This window comes from Roseateles sp., from assembly GCF_036404855.1.
GTDB lineage: Bacteria > Pseudomonadota > Gammaproteobacteria > Burkholderiales > Burkholderiaceae_C > Pelomonas.
This window is the reverse complement of the sequence record NZ_DASWYS010000206.1, coordinates 1-22420: the sequence shown is the minus strand read 5'-3', so window position 1 is coordinate 22420 and position 22420 is coordinate 1. Positions and strand designations below refer to the sequence as shown.

The 22420-nt window shown below is 68.0% G+C and carries 23 protein-coding genes; 11 read left to right on the top strand and 12 right to left on the bottom strand.

All coding sequences use genetic code 11. The annotated features are described in order from the left end of the window. The 3 genes from trmB to dut all read left to right on the top strand — a co-directional run. A partial coding sequence (gene trmB, locus VGF12_RS13845; RefSeq protein ID WP_331176619.1) for a tRNA (guanosine(46)-N7)-methyltransferase TrmB occupies nt 1-588 on the top strand: 588 nt, incomplete at its 5' end. Continuing rightward, a complete protein-coding gene (gene coaBC / locus VGF12_RS13840) occupies nt 588-1790 on the top strand; it encodes a bifunctional phosphopantothenoylcysteine decarboxylase/phosphopantothenate--cysteine ligase CoaBC (RefSeq protein ID WP_331176618.1) in 1203 nt (400 codons plus the stop codon). The genes trmB and coaBC, both read left to right, overlap by 1 nt. Then, nucleotides 1790-2239, top strand: a complete 450-nt coding sequence (gene dut, locus VGF12_RS13835; RefSeq protein ID WP_331176617.1) for a dUTP diphosphatase — start codon at nt 1790-1792, stop codon at nt 2237-2239. Before coaBC ends, dut begins: the two co-directional genes overlap by 1 nt. A gap of 90 nt (nt 2240-2329) precedes the next feature. Here the strand turns inward: dut and VGF12_RS13830 are convergent, their stop codons facing one another. After that, a complete protein-coding gene (locus VGF12_RS13830) occupies nt 2330-2851 on the bottom strand; it encodes a peptidylprolyl isomerase (protein WP_331176616.1) in 522 nt (173 codons plus the stop codon). A 40-nt stretch (nt 2852-2891) separates the two neighbouring features. Here VGF12_RS13830 and VGF12_RS13825 point away from each other — a divergent pair, with 40 nt between their 5' ends. Then, nucleotides 2892-4007, top strand: a complete 1116-nt coding sequence (locus VGF12_RS13825; protein WP_331176615.1) for a JmjC domain-containing protein — start codon at nt 2892-2894, stop codon at nt 4005-4007. Continuing rightward, nucleotides 4004-4498: a hypothetical protein gene (locus VGF12_RS13820; protein WP_331176614.1), complete on the top strand. Its 495-nt coding sequence runs from the start codon at nt 4004-4006 to the stop codon at nt 4496-4498. The genes VGF12_RS13825 and VGF12_RS13820 overlap by 4 nt, the downstream gene beginning before the upstream one ends. A gap of 504 nt (nt 4499-5002) precedes the next feature. On the opposite strand, the gene VGF12_RS13815 is transcribed toward VGF12_RS13820, so the two are convergent. The 8 genes from VGF12_RS13815 to VGF12_RS13780 all read right to left on the bottom strand — a co-directional run bounded on the left by VGF12_RS13815 (nt 5003) and on the right by VGF12_RS13780 (nt 12329). Then, entirely contained in the window at nt 5003-5782 is a 780-nt protein-coding gene (locus VGF12_RS13815) for an MBL fold metallo-hydrolase (protein ID WP_331176620.1), read from the bottom strand. A gap of 34 nt (nt 5783-5816) precedes the next feature. Next, on the bottom strand, nt 5817-6995 hold the full coding sequence (gene bamC / locus VGF12_RS13810; protein ID WP_331176613.1) for an outer membrane protein assembly factor BamC: 1179 nt from the start codon (nt 6993-6995) through the stop codon (nt 5817-5819). A gap of 56 nt (nt 6996-7051) precedes the next feature. Then, nucleotides 7052-7933, bottom strand: coding sequence for a 4-hydroxy-tetrahydrodipicolinate synthase (gene dapA, locus VGF12_RS13805; protein ID WP_331176612.1), 882 nt, complete (start codon nt 7931-7933; stop codon nt 7052-7054). A 28-nt stretch (nt 7934-7961) separates the two neighbouring features. Continuing rightward, complete coding sequence (locus VGF12_RS13800) at nt 7962-8468, bottom strand: class I SAM-dependent methyltransferase (RefSeq protein ID WP_331176611.1); 507 nt, start codon at nt 8466-8468, stop codon at nt 7962-7964. After that, nucleotides 8465-8590: a hypothetical protein gene (locus VGF12_RS13795; RefSeq protein ID WP_331176610.1), complete on the bottom strand. Its 126-nt coding sequence runs from the start codon at nt 8588-8590 to the stop codon at nt 8465-8467. The genes VGF12_RS13800 and VGF12_RS13795 overlap by 4 nt, the downstream gene beginning before the upstream one ends. Beyond that, the gene (locus VGF12_RS13790) at nt 8587-9810 is read right to left on the bottom strand and encodes an MFS transporter (RefSeq protein ID WP_331176609.1); all 1224 of its coding nucleotides are present in this window, start codon (nt 9808-9810) and stop codon (nt 8587-8589) included. The genes VGF12_RS13795 and VGF12_RS13790 overlap by 4 nt, the downstream gene beginning before the upstream one ends. Before the next feature lie 13 nt (nt 9811-9823). Next, on the bottom strand, nt 9824-11239 hold the full coding sequence (locus VGF12_RS13785) for an amidohydrolase family protein (protein ID WP_331176608.1): 1416 nt from the start codon (nt 11237-11239) through the stop codon (nt 9824-9826). A gap of 121 nt (nt 11240-11360) precedes the next feature. Continuing rightward, on the bottom strand, nt 11361-12329 hold the full coding sequence (locus tag VGF12_RS13780; RefSeq protein WP_331176607.1) for a hypothetical protein: 969 nt from the start codon (nt 12327-12329) through the stop codon (nt 11361-11363). A gap of 148 nt (nt 12330-12477) precedes the next feature. On the opposite strand from VGF12_RS13780, the gene VGF12_RS13775 reads away from it, so the two are divergent. From VGF12_RS13775 to VGF12_RS13750, 6 genes are all read left to right on the top strand, one after another. Then, nucleotides 12478-14460, top strand: coding sequence for a DNA topoisomerase IV subunit B (locus VGF12_RS13775; RefSeq protein ID WP_331176606.1), 1983 nt, complete (start codon nt 12478-12480; stop codon nt 14458-14460). Next, on the top strand, nt 14460-15491 hold the full coding sequence (locus VGF12_RS13770) for a histone deacetylase family protein (RefSeq protein ID WP_331176605.1): 1032 nt from the start codon (nt 14460-14462) through the stop codon (nt 15489-15491). Before VGF12_RS13775 ends, VGF12_RS13770 begins: the two co-directional genes overlap by 1 nt. Beyond that, nucleotides 15488-16012 (top strand): GNAT family protein, encoded by a 525-nt coding sequence (locus VGF12_RS13765; protein ID WP_331176604.1) that lies wholly within the window; start codon nt 15488-15490, stop codon nt 16010-16012. Before VGF12_RS13770 ends, VGF12_RS13765 begins: the two co-directional genes overlap by 4 nt. Beyond that, nucleotides 16009-16662: a lytic transglycosylase domain-containing protein gene (locus VGF12_RS13760; protein ID WP_331176603.1), complete on the top strand. Its 654-nt coding sequence runs from the start codon at nt 16009-16011 to the stop codon at nt 16660-16662. The genes VGF12_RS13765 and VGF12_RS13760 overlap by 4 nt, the downstream gene beginning before the upstream one ends. Further along, entirely contained in the window at nt 16659-18992 is a 2334-nt protein-coding gene (gene parC / locus VGF12_RS13755) for a DNA topoisomerase IV subunit A (protein ID WP_331176602.1), read from the top strand. Before VGF12_RS13760 ends, parC begins: the two co-directional genes overlap by 4 nt. 199 nt (nt 18993-19191) lie before the next feature. Then, nucleotides 19192-19689 (top strand): FxDxF family PEP-CTERM protein, encoded by a 498-nt coding sequence (locus VGF12_RS13750; protein ID WP_331176601.1) that lies wholly within the window; start codon nt 19192-19194, stop codon nt 19687-19689. Between the two features lie 98 nt (nt 19690-19787). Here the strand turns inward: VGF12_RS13750 and VGF12_RS13745 are convergent, their stop codons facing one another. Genes VGF12_RS13745 through proX form a run of 3 tightly spaced genes read right to left on the bottom strand, consistent with a single transcriptional unit; the run spans nt 19788 to nt 22385 of the window. Continuing rightward, nucleotides 19788-20294, bottom strand: coding sequence for an outer membrane protein assembly factor BamE (locus VGF12_RS13745; RefSeq protein WP_331176600.1), 507 nt, complete (start codon nt 20292-20294; stop codon nt 19788-19790). A 7-nt stretch (nt 20295-20301) separates the two neighbouring features. Continuing rightward, nucleotides 20302-21342: a quinone-dependent dihydroorotate dehydrogenase gene (locus VGF12_RS13740; protein ID WP_331176599.1), complete on the bottom strand. Its 1041-nt coding sequence runs from the start codon at nt 21340-21342 to the stop codon at nt 20302-20304. A gap of 35 nt (nt 21343-21377) precedes the next feature. Continuing rightward, on the bottom strand, nt 21378-22385 hold the full coding sequence (gene proX / locus VGF12_RS13735; RefSeq protein ID WP_331176598.1) for a glycine betaine/L-proline ABC transporter substrate-binding protein ProX: 1008 nt from the start codon (nt 22383-22385) through the stop codon (nt 21378-21380). Nucleotides 22386-22420 lie beyond the last annotated feature (35 nt).

Below are 22420 nucleotides of genomic sequence, written 5' to 3'. Positions count from 1 at the left end.
CCCGGCGGCTACCTGCACTGCGCCACCGACTGGCAGCCCTATGCCGAGCAGGTCTTCGGCCGCAAGGCCCCGCTGGTGCTGGAGATCGGCTTCGGCATGGGCGGCGCCACTGCCGAGATTGCGGCCACGCTGCCCGACCACGACTTCATCGGTTGCGAGGTGCACGAACCGGGCGTGGGCGCGCTCCTGAAGCTCATTGACGAGAAGCAACTGACCAATATCCGCATCGTCCAGCACGATGCGGTGGAAGTGCTGCGCGACATGATCGGCCCGGAATTGCTGGCCGGCGTGCACATCTTCTTCCCCGATCCGTGGCACAAGAAGCGCCACAACAAGCGCCGGCTGATCCAGCCCGAGTTCGTGGCCAATCTGGTGAACCATTTGGCGCCAGGGGGCTACCTGCACTGCGCGACCGACTGGCAGCCTTACGCCGAGCAGATGCTTGAAGTGCTGTCGGCCGAGCCCCGTCTCCTGAACACCGCGGCCGGCTATGCTGACAAGCCCGCCTACCGTCCCCTGACCAAGTTCGAGAACCGTGGCATCAAGCTCGGACATGGCGTGTGGGACCTGGTGTTCAGGAAGCGTTGATGACATCACCCCTTTACGGCAAACACATCCTCCTCGCGATGACCGGCGGCATCGCCGGCTACAAGATCGCCGAGCTGACGCGCCTGTTCGTGAAGCGCGGGGCCACTGTCCAGGTCATGATGACCGAGGCCGCCGAGCAGTTCATCACAGCCGTAACGATGCAGGCCCTGTCCGGCCGCCCGGTCTACACGAGCCAATGGGATGCCCGGCCCGATAACAACATGGCCCACATCAACCTCAGCCGCGAGGCCGATGTGATGCTGGTGGCGCCTGCCAGTGCCGATGCCATCGCGGCGTTGGCACAGGGCCGGGCGGATGACCTCGTCAGCCTGACCGCGCTGGCTCGCCGCATCCACGAATGCCCGTTGCTGGTCGTGCCGGCCATGAACCGCGAGATGTGGGCGCACCCCGCCACGCAGCGCAACGTCGCGCAGATCACTGCTGACGGTGCGACCGTCATCGGCCCCGCCAATGGTGATCAGGCCTGCGGCGAGATCGGTGACGGCCGCATGCTGGAGTCGCAGGAGATCTTCGACGACGTCGAGGCCTTTCTCGCGCCCAAGCCGCTGCGCGGCAGGAAGCTGCTCATCACCGCCGGCCCCACCTTCGAGCCCATCGATCCAGTGCGTGGCATCACCAATCACAGCAGCGGAAAGATGGGCTTTGCCATTGCCCGTGCCGCCGCCGAAGCGGGTGCCGAAGTCACGCTGGTGGCCGGCCCGGTCCACCTGCCGACTCCGCGTGGCGTGCAGCGCATCAACGTGCAGTCGGCGCAGCAGATGCATGACGTCGTACTGCCGCTGGCCGCACATCAGCACGCCTTCATCGCGACCGCCGCTGTCGCCGACTGGCGACCGGCGCAGACGCACGAGCACAAGTTGAAGAAGGCTGAGGGCGGTGCGACGGCGCCGACCATCGCCATGGCCGATAACCCCGATATTCTGGCCGCCGTAGCCAGGCTGCCCAAGCCGCCGTATTGCGTCGGCTTTGCGGCCGAGAGCGAGAAGCTGGCCGAGCATGCGGACGCCAAGCGCCGGCGCAAGGGCATCCCGCTCATCGTCGCCAACCTCGGCCCGGCCACCTTCGGTCGCGACGACAACGCGCTGCTGCTCATCGACGAGCAGGGCCAGCGTGAACTGCCCCGGGCGGACAAGCTCAGCCTCGCTCGCGAGCTGATCGCCGAACTCTCCAAAAGACTCTGATGCACGCCATTGACCTGCAAGTGCTCGACGCCCGTATGGCCGAGCAGATCCCCGCCTACGCCACGCCCGGCAGTGCCGGCCTCGACCTGCGTGCCTGCCTCGACGAGGCGGTCACGCTGGCCCCCGGTCAGACGACGTTGATCCCGACCGGCCTGGCCATCCACATCGCCGACCCCGGCCTGGCCGCCATCATCCTGCCGCGCTCGGGCCTGGGCCACAAGCACGGCATCGTGCTGGGCAATCTCGTGGGCCTCATCGACAGCGACTACCAGGGTCAGTTGATGGTCAGTTGCTGGAATCGCGGCCAGTCCGAGTTCACGATTCAGCCGTTCGAGCGTATCGCCCAGCTGGTCATCGTGCCGGTCGTGCAGGCGGTGTTCCGGCGGGTGGACAGCTTTGATGCGTCGTCGCGCGGCGCTGGCGGTTTCGGCTCCACCGGCAAGAGCTGAACAAAAAAAGGCGCCGAGGGCGCCCTGGTCGTCATGCCATCCGGCGTGCTTGCCGGAGGTTCCTTGGCAGGGGCTGCCCCCGACCGTGCCTCAGTGCAGCGGCTCGTCCGGCGGCGCGCCGGTCTGCACCATGAAGATGGGTTCGCCCACCGAGCCGGCCTGGATTTCTTCCTCGGTCGCCGGGCGCACGTCCATGAGCTTCAGGTGCATGCGCAAGCCAATGCCGGCCAACGGGTGGTTGCCGTCCAGCACCACGTGCTCCGGGTAGACCTCGGTGACCGTGTAGACCACGTCTTCGGCCATCCCTTCGGTAGCTGCACCTTCGGGCAGGCCTTCGAACTGCATGCCCGGCTCCACGTCTGACGGAAACAGGCTCCGCGCCTCAAAGCAGACCAGGCTGGAGTCGTAGTCCCCGAAGGCTTCCTCGGGCTGCAGCGCGAGGTCAGTTTCGAAGCCGATCTCCTGCCCTTCCAGCGCGGTCTCGACCTTGGCGAACAGGTCGTCCCCCCCAAGCAGGAATTCCATCGGCTCGGCCAGCTCGTCGATGAGCTGGCCCTGGGCATCGTCGAGTCTCCAGCGCAGGGAGACGACACAGGGGCGGGTTACTTGCATGGGTGCGATTTTCGCATGGGGCCCTCGGCACAATGCGCGCATGCAGATCGACCTCCCGACCCCCATGCTCGCCGGCCTGAGCCCGGCGCAGTTCATGCGCAAGCATTGGCAGAAGAAGCCGCTGCTGGTGCGCCAGGCCTTTGCTGACGCCCAGCCGCCGGCGTCGCTGAAGGAGCTGGCCGTGCTGGCCGCGCGCGACGATGTCGAATCCCGCCTCGTCACGGCCTTCGACGGCGACTGGAAGCTCAAGCACGGCCCCGTTTCCCGCCTGCCGGCGATGAGCAAGCCGGGCTGGACCCTGCTGGTGCAGGGATTGGATCAGCATGTGGCGGAGGCTCGCGCCCTGCTGGATCTGTTCCGCTTCGCACCCGATGCGCGGCTGGACGACTTGATGCTGTCCGTCGCCAGCGATGGCGGCGGTGTTGGCCCGCATTTCGACTCCTATGACGTGTTCCTGATTCAGCTTGCCGGCAAGCGCCGCTGGCGCATCGGCGCGCAACGCGATGCGGTGCTGCGCGACGACGTCCCGCTGAAGATCATCGCGAACTTCAAACCCGAGCAGGAGTTCGTGCTGGAGCCGGGCGACATGCTCTACCTGCCACCCGGGTGGGCGCACGACGGCGTTGCCGTCGGCCCTGGCTGCATGACCGGCTCGGTAGGTTTTCGCGCCTCGACCGCCGAGGGGCTGGCAGCCGAGTTGCTCCCGCGCTTCCTCGACGAGGTCGACGGCACCGGCAAGCTCTACGCCGACCCGCGCCAGGAGGCTTCGGCCGAACCCGCCCGGGTACCGCCGGCGCTGCTGGATTTCGCGCGGCGGGCCGTCGAGGCCGCCGTGCAGCGCCCGCTGGCGCTGGAGCGGGCGCTGGGTGAGGCGCTGACCGAGCCCAAGGCCAACGTCTGGTTCGAGCTCGGCGACACGCTGCCGCCGGGGCAGGGCGCCGTGCTCGATCGGCGCAGCCGCATGCTCTATGACGACGCCCAGGTCTTCTTGAACGGTGAGAGTTTTCGCGCTGGCGGTCGCGACGCCGTGCTGATGCGAGGCCTGGCTGACAGGCGCATGCTGACTGGGGCCGAGGTGTCGCGCCTGTCGCCCGGTGCACGCGAACTGCTCGATCAGTGGACGGAGGACGGCTGGGTGCAGCCCCTGGCGTCATGAACGCGCAGAGCTTCTCCAGTCGCGCTGACTTCGAGCGCCTGCTGACCGACGCGCTGACCTGGGCCGCCGAGCAGGGCTGCCGCGAGCTGTATGCCTGGGACGCCAACTTCGTCGACTGGCCCCTGTCCAGCGCGCAGCCCCTGGCCGCGCTGGCGGCCTGGGCCAGGCCCGGCCGCCACTTGCATCTGCTGGCTCTGCAGTACGACGACATCGTGCGGCGCCACCCGCGCTTCGTTCGGTGGCGACGCGACTACGCGCATTGCGTGACGGCGCGCGCGGTTGAGCCCGAGATCCGCCTGGAAGCCGCACCCGAAAGCCTGCTGGTGGCCGTCGCTCCCGAGTCCACGGTGACGCTGCGCCTGTTCGATCGCCATCTCTGGCGGGGCGAGGTCAGCCTGGATGCGGCCCAACGCCTGCGCAGCTTGGAGTGGTTTGATGCCCTGGCACAACGTTCCAGCGATTCATTTGCGCCAACGACCTTGGGGTTGTGAGTGTTTGCGCTATGCAAACCCCTATAATCATCGGCTAGGCGAGGGAAGCGCTCGAGGTTTTCCGCGTCTTGTTCTGCGGGGTCGGCAGTCGGTGCGAGCACTGGTGCACGACCCCAAAATTATGGTGTGCACCGTCGTTTAAACGTTTGAGGACAAGTATGAATAAGTCGATCGTGTTGGCTTCCCTGCTGGCTGCCGTTGCTCTGAGCGCTTGCAGCAAGAAGGAAGAACCCAAGGTTGAGGCTCCCGCTCCTGTCGTGGCTCCGGCGCCTGTCGCCTCGGAAGCCGCCTCGGACGCAGCCAGCGCCGTTGACGCTGGTGCTTCGGCTGCCGACGCTGGCGCGTCCGCCGCTTCGAAGTAATCGCTTCGTCCCCGCGAAGAAGGCCGGCGCTGCGCGAGCAGCGGCGGCCTTTTTTCCTTTTTGCGACGCCTATGGCGTAATTCGCGTCGCGATTGCAAAACTTTGCACAACGCGCTTTGAGCTTTGAGGCGCGACGCAGGTCTCAGTTCAGGGGCAGCCAGTCCAGGCCCTGGGTGGGATGGGCAATGCGAATCTCCGTGGCGCTGTCGCCAAGGACCTCGCTCAATGCGGCGTGCGCCAGGTCCGGCGTGTTGTTGTGCTCGCTGAGGTGGGCGGCGGCAACCATGCCCAGTCCCGGGTGCAGGCAGCGCGCGAGCAGGTCCGCCGCAGCCGTGTTCGACAGATGTCCATGGCTGCCGAGGATGCGTTTCTTCAGGGCCGGGTGATAGCGCCCGTTACGCAGCATCGTCTCGTCGTGGTTGCATTCCAGCAGCAGAGCCTGGCATCCCGCCAGGGCGACCGCGACGTCGTCGGGTGCGCAGCCGAGGTCGGTCACCAGGCCCAGGCGCCGTGCACCGTCGCTGAGTGTCAGTTGCAGGGGCTCATTCGCATCGTGGGGCACGGCGAAGGGCTGCAGCGCCATGTCACCCAGGGGAATGGCCTCGCCGTCCCTGGCCATGCGCAGCAGCGCGGGATCGAAGTCGCCATGGCCGACGGAACGCCAGGTACCCCGGCTCATGATCAGCGGCAAGCGGTAGCGCGCGGCGAACGCCAGTGCGCAACCAATGTGGTCACCGTGCTCGTGGGTGATGAAGACCGCATCGATGTCCTCGGGCACACAGCCAGCGCGGGCCAGGCGCCTGGTCAGTTCGCGCATGCTGAAGCCGGCATCGACGAGCAGCCGCGTTTGCGTGATGCCTTGGCTGGCTTCCACCAGCGTTGAATTGCCGCCGCTGCCGCTGCCGAGGCTGCAAAAGCGCATCACGGCGGCCAACCTTGGGTCAGATGCGGTCCGATTACTTCAGATCGTCCATCAGCAGCGACAGGATGCGCTTGGCGTTGTCGTTGGTGACGGGCTGACCGCGGTCGTCCAGCACGCGAACCGTACTCTTGTCGGCTTCCGACTTGACGGAGACGCGGTAGCGCACGGGCTCGGCGGCCTTCGCGCCGAACATGCGCTGGAAGAAGTTGGGTTCTTCCTGGCCGGCCTTCTCGGGGTCGGCGTAGCGGAGGAAGAAGAGGCCAGCCGCGCGGTCGCGATCCTCGATCGTGAAGCCGTGGCGGTCCAGCGAGAGGCCGACGCGGCGCCAGGCGCGGTCGAAGGCGTCGTTGACGGTGAGGCTGTCCGGCACTTCGGACAGCGCGCGGCGCGCAGGCGCCAGCGTCTCGCCACCGACCCTGCGAGAGGGGGGCGCGGCGATCGGCGCAGGCTGGCCGGCATCGGCGACGATGGTCTTGGCCGAGTCTTCCTTGCCGCCGAGCTTGAGCATCAGGCGCGACAGCATCTCTGCTTCGAGATAGGGGTCGGTTGGACGGTTCTGCCAGGCGGTGGAGTCGCGTCCGGTGGTCGTGTAGACCTCCTGCATGCCGCGATGGCTGATGAAGATGTCCGTGCCCGTAGCGCTGCGCTCGATGCGGGTGCGGTACATGTCGCGCTCACCGGTCGAGTACAGGCCGTCGAAGACCTTGCCGATGGTGGAGCGGATGAAGTCATGAGGCAGCTTGGCGCGGTTCTCGGCCCAGTTGGTCTCCATGACGCCGATCTCGGGCTGTTCCTTGATGACCTCCAGGCCGCGCTCCTGCCAGAAGCTGCGCACCTGCGGCCACAGCTGCTCGGGGGTGGCCGAGGTGTGCAGCCAGCGGTCGGTGCCGCTGCGCTCCAGGCGCACTTCGCCGGCGGCGTTGGTGGCGACGCTGCCAGTCGCCATGGACTGCGCGTTCGTCGAGTTCACCGGCTTGGCCGCAGACAGCGCGGAGGCCGTGATGGAGCCCCCCTGGACCTGGGCGCGGTTGTCCTTGGCGAGCTGGGTCAGGTCGGGCGGGATGTCCAGGCCCTGGGTCTGACGCGAAGCAGCTTTGTAGTCGACCTTGTCCGACGAGAACATGCCGTCGATGGCGCTGCAGCCGGCGAGCGACAGGACGAAGGCCGTGCAGGCCAGGCGGGTCGCCGTGGGGCGAAGCGAGGGAACAGACATCACGCTGGAAATCTCCGGGGAACAAGGGCGCCGGCTGAAACCGGCGCAGCCGCGCATTAGAGCAGACCTGCTTCGACCATGGCCTGACCGACGCTGACCTGGCCGGCGGCCGTCAGCGGCGTGATGGGCAGGCGCAGCGAGGCACCGCAGCGGCCCAGGCGCGACAAGGCCCATTTGGCCGGGCCGGGGCTGGGTTCGCAGAACAGCTGCTTGTGCAGGCCCAGCAGCTTGAGGTGGATCTTGCGGGCCTCGATGGCGTTGCCTTCCAGGGCCAGGCGGCACAACTCGGCCATTTGGCGCGGCGCGACGTTGGCCGTCACGCTGACGTTGCCGTGGCCGCCGAGCAGCATCAGTGCGATTGCGGTGCCGTCATCGCCGGAATAGATGTGAAAGCCTTCAGGCGCGTGCTTGATGAGCTGGGCTGCACGCTCGATGTTGCCGGAGGCTTCCTTGATGCCGAAGACGCCGGGCAGCGTGGCGCAGCGCAAGGCGGTCTCGGGTGCCATGTCCGCCACCGTCCGGCCGGGCACGTTGTAGAGCATCATGGGGATGTCCACGGCCTCCGCGATGGCCTTGAAGTGCTGGTAGATGCCTTCTTGCGAGGGCTTGTTGTAGTAGGGCACGACGGACAGCGTGCAGTCCGCGCCGACCGACTTGGCGTAGCGGCTCAGCTCGATGGCCTCGGCCGTGGAGTTGGCACCGGTGCCGGCGAGGATCGGAATGCGGCCCTTGGCGTGCTCGACGGCGACGCGGATGATCTCGCGGTTCTCCTCCATGCTGACCGTGGGTGACTCGCCGGTCGTGCCGACGACACCGACGCAGGCCGTGCCTTCCTCGACATGCCAGTCGATCAGGCGGCGCAGGGCCGGATAGTCGATGCTGCCGTCCTCGTTCATGGGCGTGACGAGGGCGACGATGCTGCCGAGGATGGGCTTCATGGTGGAAAGTCTGAGTGGATGGACGATTTTAGGCCGCCAGCGCAGGCCGAATTGCCGCAACGCGTTGCACGAAGCGCGGGTTGACGCCGTCTTCGAACAGGTCTTCGTAAGCCACGATGTGCCATTGCGCGCACACGCGCAGCAACTCGCCCCGCTGAAGCAGGAAGTCGGGGCGTGATGGCCGGCCTATGGTCTGCTGGCCATCGGCAAAAGTTTCCCAGATCAGCCGGCCCCCGGGCTTGACCGCGGCCTTGACCGAGTCGAACAGCGGGCGCCAGAGGTAGTTGCAGACGACGACGAGGTCGAACTGGCGGTCGGCCAGCGGCCAGGGGGCGTTTTCGATGTCGGCATTGATGATCTCCGCGTAGTCGCGCAGCGGCGCCGTGGCGGTGGCATCGCGGTCGACGCCCGTCGTGCGCCAGCCGACGCCGGCGAGCCACACGAGGTTGCGGCCTGAGCCGCAGGCCAGATCCAGCGCCGTGCCGGGCGGGGTCGGCGCAAAGCGCTGCAACCATGCGGAGGAGGTGCCCGTCATCCGAAACAGGCCCAGATCTGTTCGCCGAGCTGGATCATGACGGCCGGATGCCGGTAGGCCAGCATGGTCGCCACCAGGACGGCAACAGCCAGGGCGGGCAGGAGCCAGCGGCCGGGCTTCATGCCGGCCGGGCCTGCGGCGCGCGAAGGATGGGCGTCTCGCGTACCGGCAGGTTGGCCAGCATGGCCATGACGCCCAGCGCGATGGCGAGCCACCAGACGACGTCGTAGCTGCCCGTGGCGTCATAGAGCTTCCCTCCCAGCCAAACGCCCAGGAAGCTGCCGATCTGGTGGCTCAGGAACACGAAGCCGCCCAGCATCGAGAGGTGCTGCGCGCCGAAGATCTGCACGACGACGGCATTCGTCGGCGGCACGGTGGACAGCCAGAGGAAGCCGATGACGGCCGCGAAGACGTAGACGCTCAACGGCGTCAGCGGCACCGAGATGAAGATGACGATGGCCACCGCGCGCAGGCCGTAGATGGCCGACAGCAGGTAGCGCTTGGGAAAGCGCTGGCCCAGCATGCCGGAGGCATAGGTGCCGAAGATGTTGAACAGCCCGATCAGCATCAGCGCGCCGGTCGACACGCCGATGCCCAGGCCGTGATCCTTCAGGTAGCTGGGCAGGTGCACGCCGATGAAGACAACCTGGAAGCCGCAGACGAAATAGCCCAGCATCAACAACTGGAAGCTGCGGTAGCTGAAGGCCTCGCGCAGGGCCTGGCCAATGCTCTGGTGCCCGGCAGCACCGCCCACCGTCTGGCGCTCGCGGATGCCCAGTGCCAATGGCACGATGAGCAGCGCCGTGCCTGCCAGCAGGTACAGCGCACCCTGCCAGCCGAGATGGCTGATCAGCCAGGTCTCGACGGGAATCATGACGAACTGGCCGAAGGAGCCGGCTGCCGCGGCGACACCGAAGGCCCAGGAGCGCTTCTCCGGCGACACGGTACGGCCCAGCACGCCATAGATGACGGCATAGGTCGAGCCCGACTGGGCGATGCCGATCAGCACGCCAGCGCTGAGCGTGAAGCTCAGAGGATCGGCCGACACGGCCATCAACATCAGGCCCAGCGCATACATCAGGCCGCCGGCCACCAGCACTTTCCAGGCACCGAAGCGGTCGGCCAGCATGCCGGCGACGGGGCCTGCGACGCCCCAGGCCAGGTTCTGCACGGCCATGGCGAAGGAGAAGGTCTCGCGCGTCCAGCCGCGCTCCGTGATGATGGGCTGCAGCCAGAAGCCGAAGCCATGGCGGATGCCCATCGACATCGTGACGATGAGGGCGCCGCAGAGCAGCACCTGCCGGACTGAGAGTCCGGTGGACGGGGGGCGGGGAACATTCATTGCGCCACTTTAATCAGCGCTGCCGCGCCTTGCTGGACGCCTTGCTTTGAGCCTTGGGCTTGGAGGTGGATTTCTTGGCCGGTGCGGCGGCGGGCTTCGCCTTCTTGCCGGCTGCCTTCCTGGCAGGCTTGGCGGCCTCGGCCGTGGAAGCCTCGGCCTGCGAGCTGGACGCGGCGACGTCCGCCAGGCGGGTCAGCAGCCGGCCCTGCTTGACGCGCAGCAGCGGCATGTCGAGCTGAGCCAGATCGGCCAACGGATCGCCGCCCAGCAGCAGGAAGCTGGCTTCGCAGCCGGCATCGAAGCAACCCAGCTTGCGGCCGGGAAACAGCGCGCGCGGCGTGTCTTGCGTGGCCAGGCGCAGCAGCGTCGCCCGATCCAGCCCCAGTGCGTCCAGCGCATGCAGCTCGGCCCGGGCCGTGCCGATGAAGACGTCCGAGCCGATGAGCAGCGGTGCGCCCGCCGCCTGCAACCGGGCCAGGTTGGCGCGTTGGACCTCGCGCATCGCGGCCAGCGGTGCCGGGTCGAGCTTGAAGAGCGCGGTCGCGGCCGTTGTCGTGATGACGGCGGTGCGTTGGCGTGCCGCGAGTGTCGCCGACGCCTCGCTGATGGCAAAGCGCTCGGGCGCCTCGTCCGCGGTGTTGGCGTAGCCTGGCAGGTGGGCGATGGTGTCGACGCCGGCCGCGAGGGCCGCGTCGAAATCGGCCGCGGTCTCGACGTGGGCAACGACGCGAAGCCCGTCGGCATGGGCCAGACGGGTCAGCTCGCTGGCCGTGTCGGGCTGCAGGCCGAGGTGGCCGAACATGGCAGGCTGTTGGCGCAACTCGGGTCGCTCGCTGTGAGCCAGCACGATGCGAAGCCAGGTGCCCCCGCGCGCCTTGATGGCCGGCCACTGGGTGCGGGCCTGCTCGGGGCTGTCAACGAGGACGATCTGGTTCTGCGCCGCCGCAGCCTCGGCGCTGGCCTGCGGCAGCACGGCCGCCAGCGGGTAGCCGTCAGACGAAGTGATGCAGGCCGTGACGAAGCTGACCTCGGGCGCGGCCGGCGCTGCGGCGAGCGGGCGCACCTCTGCGACGCTGGCGGGATCGCCGCACAGCATGGCGGCGTAGAGCACGCCCTCGTCGATGTACTGGTCGGCGTACTGGCCCCAGCCCCACGCCGTCTGCAGGTTGTGGTTGTGGGCCTCGGCCAGCGGGCTGATGAGCACCTGCTGGCCGCGCAGGTCCATCTTGCGGTTGACCCTGGCCGGCTTCTTGGCGACGAAGACACCGTCCTCGACGTAGAGGTTGCCCCGCCGTATCTGCTCGCCGTCGAACCAGCGGGCGTTCTTGAGTTCCCATGACAGCGGGGCGCTGGCCTGGTAGGGCTGGGCCAGGCTGGCGGCGGAAGTCAGCAGGGCGGCCAGGGCGACAAGGAAACGGGACAGGGGCATGGGCGGGCAATGTCGGTGCCACGGCGGCGGATAGCAGGGCGGGCATCCTAGCCAATGCCGCGTCCGCGCCCGGGAAGATGCTTGTCAGACTTTGTGACCCGCCTTCTTCCGGAGCCCCCGCTCATTGCACCTGGAAACGCCAGCGCACCGTCATGGTGCCGCCTTGCTCGTTGGGGCCAGTGAACTTGAAGGTCTGCACGCCGCTCTGGCTGCGCCAGCCGCCGGACAGTGGCACGGTGAAGGTGGGGACCTGCGCCTTGCCCTCCACCGGCTTGAATGCGAGCTGGCGCGGCTGTGGGCCCTTGGGCGTCGGCGTCGAATGGGTGCCCTCAGGTTCGTCGGTGGTGACGGTCTCGGTGTAGCCCAGTGCCTCGTGCGCCGTGGGCAGCATCAGCGTCAGCGTGGACTTGCCGGTATCGACTTCAATGATGGCTGCGCTGCCCTTGGTGTTCGCCAGCGTGCCGGCGCCTTGGCGAACCTCGTCGCGGGTGCAGCGCTGCTTGGGCAGCGGGATGCAAATCGGGTCGGCGTGGACGATGTGCACCTTCTCGTCGATCCTGTAGTTGCCGGTCTGACTCTGGCCCTGCCAGACCTGGTAGCGGTTGGCCCCGGGCGCCAGCACGGCGGCCGTCTCCTTGCCGGCCTTGAGCGTGGCGTCGAGCTGCGGCGTGCCGGACATGCTCTGGCCCAGGCGCATCGCTTCGCGCTCCATGCACTTCTCGTCGTCGCCACACTTCTCCATGATGGCCTGGGCGCTGGCCATCATGGGAGCGGACTGTTCGGCGAACTTGTTCACCTGGGCGGTCTGCTGCTGCAGGCGGGTCTGCTGGCCGGCCTCCATGGGCTGAAGCGATGGCATCGGCGCCGCTGCGACGGCCGTCAGCTGGGCGTCGATGTGCAGAGTGCGCAGCAGTTTCCATTCGCGCAAGTCGTACTTGTCGGACTTCTTGCCCGCCGCTGCATAGCTGTAGTCCACGCTCAACATCGCGCCAACCCCCTTGGGGGCGAAATCGGCAGCGCGGGTGGCGGCCGATGCCGTGGCCAGTGCGACCAGGGCCAAGGCGGCCAGGCGGGGGAAGGAGTTGGACATGGCTGGGCTTGGCGTTGTCTATAGCGCCGGATTGGAGAGGCCATCCCACCTGGGGTCCATCCCCCGGCTGTGCGAGGACGGGATGTCCGGTTTTGCGGATCGGGGCCGAACAAGCCGTCACGGACCCCCTGCATAGAATCCCGCCCCTATGTCCAGCCGTCCGTCTTCCTCTCCCGCCACCTATGGCGAAGCCTCCATCCGCGTCCTGAAAGGCCTTGAGCCCGTCAAGCAACGGCCGGGCATGTACACCCGTACCGACAACCCGCTGCACTGCATCCAGGAAGTCATCGACAACGCGGCCGACGAGGCGCTGGCCGGCCATGGCAAGCGAATCGACCTGGTGCTGCACGTCGACGGCTCCGTCTCCGTGGCCGACGATGGCCGCGGCATTCCCTTCGGCCTGCACCCGGAGGAGGGCGTGCCGGTCATCGAGATCGTCTACACCCGGCTGCATGCGGGCGGCAAGTTCGACAAGGGCTCGGGCGGCGCCTACAGCTTCTCGGGCGGTCTGCACGGCGTCGGCGTGTCCGTCACCAACGCCCTGGCCAAGCGACTGGAAGTGGCCGTCTGGCGCGACAAGCAGGTGGCCGGCATCGCCTTCGAGCATGGCGACGTCGTCCAGCCGGTGGTCGCCCGGCCGGCCGCGAGCGGCGACCGCAAGCAGGGGACGACCGTGCGGGTCTGGCCCGAGGCCAAGTATTTCGAGAGTGTCGAGCTGCCGCGTCACGAGCTGGTGCACCTACTGCGTTCCAAGGCCGTGCTGATGCCGGGCGTGATCGTCACGCTGAAGATCGAGAAGACCGGCGAGGTCACGACCTGGCAATACAAGTCCGGCCTGCGCGACTATCTGGCCCAGGCGCTGACGGCCGACCCGCTGATTCCGTTGTTCGAGGGCGAGGGCTTCGCCACCGCCGGCGAGAGCGAGAACTTCGCCGAGGGCGAAGGCGCGTCCTGGTGCGTGGCCTTCACCGAGGACGGCGCGCCGCTGCGCGAGAGCTACGTCAACTTGATCCCGACCGTGGCAGGCGGCACGCACGAGTCAGGCCTGAAGGACGGCCTGTTCGGTGCCGTCAAGGGCTTCATCGAGATGCACTCGCTGCTGCCCAAGGGCGTCAAGCTGATGCCTGACGACGTGTTCTCGCGCGCCAGCTTCGTGCTGTCCGCCAAGGTGCTGGACCCGCAGTTCCAGGGCCAGACCAAGGAGCGCCTGAACTCCCGGGACGCGCTGCGCCTGGTGTCGGCCTACGTGAAGCCGGCACTGGAGCTTTGGCTCAACCACCATGTGGACCACGGCAAGAAGCTGGCCGAGTTGGTCATCAAGCAGGCGCAGACGCGCCAGCGCGCCAGCCAGAAGGTCGAGAAGCGCAGGGGCTCCGGCGTGGCTGTGTTGCCGGGCAAGCTGACCGACTGCGAGAGCCGTGACCTGACGCTGAACGAGGTCTTCCTCGTTGAGGGCGACTCGGCCGGCGGCAGCGCCAAGATGGGCCGTGACAAGGAAACTCAGGCCATCCTGCCGCTGCGCGGCAAGGTGCTGAACGCCTGGGAGGTGGAGCGCGACCTGCTGTTCAAGAACAACGAGATCCATGACATCTCCGTCGCGCTGGGCGTGGACCCGCACGGACCCAACGACAGCCCGGACCTCTCCGGCCTGCGCTACGGCAAGGTCTGCATCCTGTCCGATGCCGACGTGGACGGCTCGCACATCCAGGTGCTGCTGCTGACGCTGTTCTTCCGCCATTTCCCCAAGCTGGTCGAGGCCGGCCATGTCTATGTGGCCCGCCCGCCGCTGTACCGTGTGGACGCGCCGGCGCGCGGCAAGAAGCCGGCCACCAAGCTCTACGCGCTGGACGACGGCGAGCTGACTGCCACGCTGGACAAGCTGCGCAAGGAAGGCGCGCGCGAGGGCTCGTGGAGCATCAGCCGCTTCAAGGGTCTGGGCGAGATGAGCGCCGAGCAGTTGTGGGACACGACGCTGAATCCCGAGACCCGCCGCCTGTCGCGCGTCGAGTACGGCCAGCTGGACTTCGCCGCCACGGTGGATGCCTTCAACAAGCTGATGGGCAAGGGCGAGGCGGCCTCGCGGCGCGAGCTGATGGAGCTGCACGGCGACGCGGTAGAGGTGGACGTCTGATGCAGACGGTTTACAACGCCGAGCACGCGGTCCATGCGGCAACGCATGAGTTCTTTCGCGGCCGCCTCGTGCCCGCTTTCGAGACGCCGGCGCGCGCCGACTACATCCTGGGGGCCGTGCAGAAGGTCGGCCTGGGCGACGTGCTGGCGCCCGTGGACCATGGCCGGGCGCCTCTGGAACGGGTGCATTCGGCACGCTACCTGCGCTTCATCGAGGGGGCCCATGCCGAGTGGCTGGCCCTGGGCGGCGAGGGCGAAGCCTTCCCTGCCGTGTGGCCCGTGCGTTCGCTGCGCAGCGACGTCGAGCCCCTGAGCTTCGCAGCCCGCATGGGCCTGTATTCCATGGACAGCGGCACGCCGCTGACGGCCGGCAGCTGGGCCGCGGCCTATGCCGGCGCCCAGGCGTCTCTGACTGGTTTGGACCTGATGCTGGCCGGCCAGGGTTCGGCCTATGTACTGACCCGCCCGCCGGGCCACCATGCCGGTGCCGACTTCTTCGGCGGCTACTGTTTCGTCAACAACGCCTCGGTCGCGGCCCAGGCCGCGCGGGACGCGGGTCTGGCCCGCGTGGCCATCCTGGACGTGGACTATCACCACGGCAATGGCACCCAAGCCATCTTCTACGACCGCGCCGACGTCTTCTTCGCCAGCGTTCACGGCGACCCGCAGACCGAGTACCCCTTCTTCCTCGGTCATGCCGACGAGACCGGGGCGGGCAAGGGCGTGGGCTTCAACGCCAACTTCCCGCTGCCGGCGGGCTCCGCGAACGACGACTGGTTTGCCGCGCTGGAGCAGGCGTTAGCGAAGCTGACGGCGTATCGGCCCGAACTGCTCATCGTGTCGCTGGGCGTGGACACCTACGGCGGCGACCCGATCTCGCACTTCAAGCTGGACGAGCCGGAGTTCCGCCGCATGGGCCGGCGCTTGGCCGCCTTTGGCGTGCCGACGCTGTTCATCCAGGAAGGCGGCTACGCGACCGAGGCCATCGGCCGCAACGTCGTCGCTGTTCTGACGGGTTTCGAGGGCGCATGAGCCTGAGACTGCGCCCGACCATGCTGTCCGACCTCGATTGGGTGGTCTCGGTCGAGCGCGACGGCGCCAACCTGCCGTTCATCACACCGTGGGAGCGACCGCAACACGAGGGCGCCATCCGTTTCCCCGACTCGCGCCATTTCGTGGTCGAGGAGGGCGCGGCGCTGGAACGCATCGGCTTCGTAGTCCTGCAGGGCTGCCGCAACCCCAACGGCTCGGTCGAGCTGAAGCGCCTCGTGCTGCAGCCCAAGGGCCGAGGCCTGGGCCGTGCGGCCGTGCGCCAGCTCAAGGCCATGGCGTTCACCCAGCTCAAGGCGCATCGCTTCTGGCTGGACGTGAAGTCGCTGAACACGCGGGCCTTCGAGCTGTATCGCAGCGAGGGATTCGTCGAGGAGGGCCGGCTGCGAGAAAGCGTGCGCGTGATCATCGACGGCGCCGACGGCTACGACTCGCTGATCGTCATGTCGCTGCTGGATCGCGAGTACCAGACCCGCGTGGCCCTGGGGCAGGAGGGGGCATGAGGCGACTTGCCGGGTTGTTGCTCTTCCTCGCGGCGCCGGCCCACGCCGACCTGTGGGGCTATGTCGACGCGGCCGGCGTGGCCCACTTCGCGCCGCGCCAGCTCGATGGCCGCTACGCGCCGCTGCTGGGCGGCGCCGGCCCGCTGCGCGTGCCCGGCAAGACCGATGCCGGGGCCCATATGCTGACCTGGCTGGACATCGCGCCCGAGGTCAAGGCCGTGCAGCCCTGGGTGCGCGAGGCAGCTGCCCAGCATGGCGTGGATGCCGAGCTGCTGAAGGCCATCATCGCGGTCGAATCGGGTTACCAGCGCGGCGCGGTGTCGCCCCGCGGCGCGCTGGGCCTGATGCAGATCACCCCCGAGACGGCCATGCGCTATGCGACCCCGGCCGACGCCGCGCGGCTCATCGAACCCCGCATCAACATCCACACCGGTGCACGCATGCTGGCCGACCTGATGCGCCGTTTCGGCCGCATCGACGCCGCGCTGGCTGCCTGGAATGCCGGCGAGGGCGCCGTGCGCCGCGCCGTCAACCGCGTGCCCGACATCGAAGAAACCCAGGCCCATGTGCATCTCGTCCTCGAGTTGTACTGGGCCTTGCTGCAGCAGAGCCAGCCGGCCCGCGCGCAGCGCTTGACCCTGCACCCATGAGTTCCCAGACCACGATCGACTTCAACGGCCCCACCGATGGTGGTGGCGACGACACCAACGCACTGACGCTGGCCGCCTATGCCCAGCAGGCCTATCTCGAGTACGCGCTCAGCGTCGTCAAGGGGCGGGCGTTGCCGTCCTACTCCGACGGCCAAAAGCCCGTGCAGCGCCGCATCCTCTATGCGATGCAGCGCCAGGGCCTGGGCTGGAGCGGCAATTCCGGTGCCAAGCCGGTCAAGGGCGCCAAGGTGGTGGGCGATGTGCTGGGCAACTACCACCCCCATGGCGATCAGTCGGTCTACGACGCGCTGGTGCGCATGGCGCAGGACTTCTCGCTGCGCTATCCGCTGATCGATGGACATGGCAACTTCGGTAGCCGTGACGGCGACGGCGCAGCGGCGATGCGGTACACGGAAGCGCGCCTCGCGCCCATCGCCCGGCTCCTGCTGGACGAGATCGACGAAGGCACGGTGGACTTCCGCCTCAACTACGACGGCACGCAGCAGGAGCCCGTTGAGCTGCCGGCACGCCTGCCCATGGTGCTGCTCAACGGCGCCAGCGGCATCGCCGTGGGCCTGGCGACCGAGATTCCCAGCCACAACCTGCGCGAGGTCGCCGCGGCCGCCGTCGCGCTGCTGAAGGACGACAAACTCGCCGACGACGCGCTCTTCGAGCTGGTGCCTGGCCCCGACTTCCCTGGCGGTGGCCAGCTCATCAGCGCACCGGAAGACATCCGTGCCGCCTACACCTCGGGCCGCGGCAGCCTGAAGGTGCGCGCGCGCTGGAAGATCGAGGACCTGGCCCGCGGCCAGTGGCAACTGGTCGTCACCGAGCTGCCGCACGGCACAAGCGCGCAGAAGGTGCTGGAGGAGATCGAGGAGCTGTCCAACCCCAAGGTCAAGGCCGGCAAGAAGACGTTGACGGCCGAGCAGCTGCAGCTCAAGGCCAGTGTGCTGGCGGTGCTGGACGGCGTGCGTGACGAGTCCAGCAAGGACGCGGCCGTGCGTATCGTCTTCGAGCCGAAGAGCCGCACGATCGAGCAGCAGGACCTCATCAATACGCTGCTGGCCCATACCAGCCTCGAGAGCAGCGCGCCGGTCAACCTGACCATGATCGGCGCCGACGGCCGGCCGACGCAGAAGAGCCTGCGCGAGGTGCTGACCGAATGGGTGGGCTTCCGCCAGACGACGGTGCGCCGCCGCACCGAGCACCGCCTGGCCCACGTCAACGACCGCATCCATGTGCTGGAAGGCCGGCAGCTGGTGCTGCTGAACATCGACGAGGTCATCCGCATCATCCGTGAGTCGGACGAGCCCAAGGCCGCGCTGATCGAGCACTTCAAGCTCAGCGATCGCCAGGCCGAGGACATCCTCGAGATCCGGCTGCGCCAACTGGCCCGGCTGGAAGCCATCAAGATCGAGCAGGAACTGGCCAAGCTGCGCGACGAGCGTGCGAAGCTGGAGGACATCCTCGGCTCGGCCGCTGCGCTGCGCCGCACCGTCATCAAGGAAATCGAGGCCGATGCCAAGCAGTACGGCGACGACCGCCGGACGCTGATCCAGGCCGAAAAGCGCGTCGTCGCCGAGGTCAAGATCGTCGACGAGCCGGTCACCGTCATCGTCAGCCAGAAGGGCTGGGTGAGGGCCCTCAAGGGCCACGAGGTGGACGTCGCCGCGCAGACCTTCAAGGCCGGCGACGCCTTGTGGGGGCATTTCCGCTGCCGCAGCGTGGACCCGCTCATCGTCGTCGGCGGCAACGGCCGCGTGTACTCGGTGCCGGTCTCGGCCCTGCCCGGCGGGCGTGGCGATGGTCAGCCCATCACGACGCTGATCGAGCTGGAAAGCGGCACGCAGATAGCGCACTACTTCGCCGCCGCATCCGCGCAGCGCCTCGTCATGGCGGGTTCGGCGGGCTATGGCCTGATCGCTCAGGTGGGGGACCTGGTCGGTCGCCAGAAGGCCGGCAAGACCTTCCTGGCGCTGGAGGAGGGCGAGGTGCCGCTGCTGGCCGCCGTGCCGGCTGACGCCGTGGCCCTGCAGCTCGGCGTGCTGAGTGCCCAGGGCCGGCTCCTGAGCTTCCCGCTGGACGAGCTCAAGCACCAGCCCAAGGGCGGCAGGGGCCTGATGCTGATGGACCTGGAGGCCAAGGACAGCGTCGCGTCCATCGCCTGCTTCACGACCCAGCTGCGCGTGCTGGGCAGCGGCCGCGGCGGCAAGGCGCGCGAGGAAGTGCTGAAGAACCAGTCGCTTGCGGCTCATGCGGGCAAGCGCGCCCGCAAGGGCAAGGCCGTGGATGGTCTGCAGAAGGTGACCCGCCTGTCGGTCGACTGAAGATTCCGCTCTGAAAACGTGTCAGCACGCGGTGACTTGGCGCACAACTGACAGGTCCTAGCGGTCTATTTACATGCCGCAACAAGATAGGTGGCAACCCTCCCTAAGCCGAAGGGTACGGGCACCGTGCCCGGCCCTTCGCTGCGCCGCACAATGATTTCCGGCGGTTGTGCTTGACCGTCAAGTCAGGAGCTACGCAATGAAATTGAAATCTATCGCCGCCGCCTCCGTGGTGGCATTGACGGCGTTGAGCAGTCACGCTGCCGACACGGATTGGGGGCAGCACGATCTGCTCGAAAGCGCCCTCGGCCTGACGGCCGGCGGGGTCTTCTTTGACACCTTCTCCTTTTCGCTCGGCGCACAGTCGGACGTCGCGAGCAGTGTGACGTCGCTGGGCGCGATCGGCGCAGGCACCTACAGCCTGTTCTCGGTGGGCGGTGACGGCATGGTGGGCACGGCCGATGACGTCGGATTCGGCGCCTGGACCTTCGCCGGCGCGCCGTCGGTGCATTCCGTGTCGTTGGCGGCCGGCAGCTACTACTACTCGGTCTTCGGCCTGGCTTCCGGCACGGCGGCCTATTCGATCAACTCGGCGGCTGCGGCGACCCCCGTGCCGGAACCCGAGACCTACGCCCTGCTGGGCGCCGGCCTCGGCGTCATCGGCTTCGTCGTGTCGCGCCGCCGCCGCGAGCGCTGATCAGGGCGGGGTGGAGTGCCACCGAGGTGGCGCTTCCACAGTCCGTGCCCCCACGAGCCCTGCAGCCCCGTGCTGGCAGGGCTCTTCTCTTGATGCAGTCAATCATCAAGGCCCGGGAAGAGCCGGCTCGGGAACACCATGCTGTGCGTGGTGCGCAGCACGACGCCTTCCTTGAAGTGGACGTTGAAGCGCAGGCCGTAGCCAGTCTGGTCGGGCTCGACGGTCCAGTCCCACACGTCCTCGCCGCTGTTGCGGAAGAACACCCGGGTCCGCTCTCGGCCCAGCAGTCGGCTGACCTGCTCGGGCGTCATGCCCGGCTCGATGCGCGCGCGTCCGGCGGGCGACAGGCCGTCCAAGACGCCCACCAGCCTGCCATCGGCGGCCAGGCGCACCATGTAGGCATGCCGACCCATGGGCTGGCTGGAGTATTCCAGTGTGCGCCCGCCGTCGACCTCCGGCCAGACCTTCACGGGCGGGCCGTAGATTGCGATGACGTCGGCCTCGCGGCTGCTGCCCGGCTGCAGCCGCGCATCGCGATCCGGTGTCGCACAGCCCGCGAGCAGTGCGGCGCTGAGCGCGAAGCAGGCGAGGGCGGCGAGGCGCATGACGGTTTCAGCGTTGGGCCAAGGCCCTCGCGCAGTCGCTGACGAGGGCCGGGCCCTGGTAGATGAGGCCGGTGTAGATCTGCACAAGGTCCGCACCGGCCTCGATTTTGCCTCGGGCGTTGGCGGCGCTCATCACGCCGCCGACACCGATGATGGGATAGCCGGGGGGCAGGGCGCCGCGTAGCAGGCGGATGACTCGGTTGCTGGCTTCGAAGACGGGGGCGCCGGACAGGCCGCCCGTCTCGTTCGCGTGCGGCAGGCCCTGCACGGCATCGCGGGCGATGGTGGTGTTGGTGGCGATGACACCATCGATGCCGTTGGCGGTCAGCGTCTTCGCGATGACGGCAACCTGGTCTTCCTCCAGATCCGGCGCGATCTTCACGAACATGGGCACGTGCCGGCCGCTCTGCGCGTCGAGCTGCTGTTTGCGTTGCTGCAGCGCGCCCAGGAGCGCATCCAGCGCCGCGTCGCTCTGCAGCGCGCGCAGGTTCTTGGTGTTTGGGCTGGAGATGTTGACGGTGATGTAGTCGGCATGCGGATGCACACCTTCCAGGCCCAGCAGGTAGTCGTCGGCCGCGTTCTCGATGGGCGTTGCGGCGTTCTTGCCGATGTTCAGGCCCAGCACGCCGCCGGCGTGGCGAAAGCTGTGGGCGCGCTTCACATTGGCGATGAAGCTCTGCAGGCCCTCGTTGTTGAAGCCCAGGCGGTTGATCAGCGCATTGGCCTGGGGCAGGCGGAACATGCGCGGTTTGTCGTTGCCGGGCTGGCCCTTGGGCGTCACCGTGCCTACCTCGATGAAGCCGAAGCCCATCGCACCCAGGCCGTCGATGCAGCGGCCGTTCTTGTCCAGGCCGGCCGCCAGGCCCACGCGGTTGGGGAAGCGCAGGCCGGCGATGGTGACGGGATCGCTGACCCGCTCGCCGCACCACAGCGCCTGTGCCGGCGTGTTCTGGAGCCTGGCGATGGCGCCGAGAGTCAGTTCATGGGCGTGTTCCGGATCGAGGCCGAACAGGAAGGGACGGGTGAGGGCGTAAGGAACGAGAGGCATGACCGCGATTGTCGCTAAGCACGGCCGGGCCGAGCTCAGGGGGCCCCGCGCCCGCCGGCCTGCGCGGCTGCACGGATCCAGCCGTCGAAGAGGGCCTGATGGACGCGGATCCAGCCGTCGACATGGCGCTCCACGTCCTGCTGCGTGTTCTCGCCCTCGCTCATGCGCAGGTTCTGTGCGTTGATGTCGCCAATGGGCAGCTTCATCAGCTCGAACAGCCGGGCCGCGGACGGGTTGCGCTCGACGAAGGCTCGGTTGGCGATGATCTGCTCCCGGTCGGCCTGGAAGCCGTAGTTGCGACCGTTGGGCAGCCGCGTGTCGGGTGTGCCGCCCTGGACTGCCGATGAGGGGACCTGCAGCCAGACCACGTCGCTGCCGGGGCGCAGCACGGCACTGACCCAGTAGGGGGTCCACGTGTAGTACAGGACGGGCCGTCCCTGACGGAAGCGGGTGATGGTGTCGGCCATCAACGCGGCGTAGCTGCCCTGGCGGTGCGTCACATGCTCGCGCAGGCCGTAGGCGCTCAGGTGCCGCTCGATGGCCAGCTCGCAACCCCAGCCGGGGTTGCAGCCCGTCAGGTCGGCGCGGCCGTCGCCGTCGCTGTCGAAGAGCCTGGCAATGGCCGGATCTTTCAGCTGGTCGATGTGGGTGATGCCGTGCTGCTCGGCCGTCTTGCGGTCGATCAGATAGCCCTGCACGGCACCTTCGGCATAGGCGCCGGCAGTGCGGAACAGCTTGGCGTCGCCGCCGCTGTTCTTGTAGAAGTCGGCATGCAGCAGCTGCCAGTGGCTGGCCATGAAGGTGGCGTCGCCATTGGCGATGGCCAAGTGTTCCGTGGCGGGTTCCAGGTCCTTCATCGGCAGCACCGTGTAGCCGAGCTTCTCAAGCGCGCGCGAGACCAGCAAGGTCTGGAAGGCCTCTTCGGCCAGCGAGCTCTTCAGCGGCTGGACGGTGACGCCCTGGCCCGGCGGGACCTCGGCGCGAGCGGTCACGCACAGCGCGAGCAGAGCCAGCGCGATGAGGCGGTGGGCGAGTTGTTTCATGCCTTGGCTCCTTGCTGGGGGAGTGGGGGTTCCGG

Coding starts and splice junctions, on each gene's coding strand:
- VGF12_RS13760 (WP_331176603.1), top strand. CDS start 16,009: ATGAGGCGACTTGCCGGGTTGTTGCTCTTCCTCGCGGCGCCGGCCCAC.
- VGF12_RS13825 (WP_331176615.1), top strand. CDS start 2,892: ATGCAGATCGACCTCCCGACCCCCATGCTCGCCGGCCTGAGCCCGGCG.
- VGF12_RS13750 (WP_331176601.1), top strand. CDS start 19,192: ATGAAATTGAAATCTATCGCCGCCGCCTCCGTGGTGGCATTGACGGCG.
- VGF12_RS13775 (WP_331176606.1), top strand. CDS start 12,478: ATGTCCAGCCGTCCGTCTTCCTCTCCCGCCACCTATGGCGAAGCCTCC.
- proX (WP_331176598.1), bottom strand. CDS start 22,385: ATGAAACAACTCGCCCACCGCCTCATCGCGCTGGCTCTGCTCGCGCTG.
- VGF12_RS13800 (WP_331176611.1), bottom strand. CDS start 8,468: ATGACGGGCACCTCCTCCGCATGGTTGCAGCGCTTTGCGCCGACCCCG.
- VGF12_RS13770 (WP_331176605.1), top strand. CDS start 14,460: ATGCAGACGGTTTACAACGCCGAGCACGCGGTCCATGCGGCAACGCAT.
- VGF12_RS13780 (WP_331176607.1), bottom strand. CDS start 12,329: ATGTCCAACTCCTTCCCCCGCCTGGCCGCCTTGGCCCTGGTCGCACTG.
- VGF12_RS13795 (WP_331176610.1), bottom strand. CDS start 8,590: ATGAAGCCCGGCCGCTGGCTCCTGCCCGCCCTGGCTGTTGCCGTCCTG.
- VGF12_RS13815 (WP_331176620.1), bottom strand. CDS start 5,782: ATGCGCTTTTGCAGCCTCGGCAGCGGCAGCGGCGGCAATTCAACGCTG.
- VGF12_RS13790 (WP_331176609.1), bottom strand. CDS start 9,810: ATGAATGTTCCCCGCCCCCCGTCCACCGGACTCTCAGTCCGGCAGGTG.
- dapA (WP_331176612.1), bottom strand. CDS start 7,933: ATGAAGCCCATCCTCGGCAGCATCGTCGCCCTCGTCACGCCCATGAAC.
- VGF12_RS13745 (WP_331176600.1), bottom strand. CDS start 20,294: ATGCGCCTCGCCGCCCTCGCCTGCTTCGCGCTCAGCGCCGCACTGCTC.
- bamC (WP_331176613.1), bottom strand. CDS start 6,995: ATGTCTGTTCCCTCGCTTCGCCCCACGGCGACCCGCCTGGCCTGCACG.
- VGF12_RS13785 (WP_331176608.1), bottom strand. CDS start 11,239: ATGCCCCTGTCCCGTTTCCTTGTCGCCCTGGCCGCCCTGCTGACTTCC.
- VGF12_RS13820 (WP_331176614.1), top strand. CDS start 4,004: ATGAACGCGCAGAGCTTCTCCAGTCGCGCTGACTTCGAGCGCCTGCTG.
- dut (WP_331176617.1), top strand. CDS start 1,790: ATGCACGCCATTGACCTGCAAGTGCTCGACGCCCGTATGGCCGAGCAG.
- VGF12_RS13830 (WP_331176616.1), bottom strand. CDS start 2,851: ATGCAAGTAACCCGCCCCTGTGTCGTCTCCCTGCGCTGGAGACTCGAC.
- VGF12_RS13740 (WP_331176599.1), bottom strand. CDS start 21,342: ATGCCTCTCGTTCCTTACGCCCTCACCCGTCCCTTCCTGTTCGGCCTC.
- parC (WP_331176602.1), top strand. CDS start 16,659: ATGAGTTCCCAGACCACGATCGACTTCAACGGCCCCACCGATGGTGGT.
- coaBC (WP_331176618.1), top strand. CDS start 588: ATGACATCACCCCTTTACGGCAAACACATCCTCCTCGCGATGACCGGC.
- VGF12_RS13765 (WP_331176604.1), top strand. CDS start 15,488: ATGAGCCTGAGACTGCGCCCGACCATGCTGTCCGACCTCGATTGGGTG.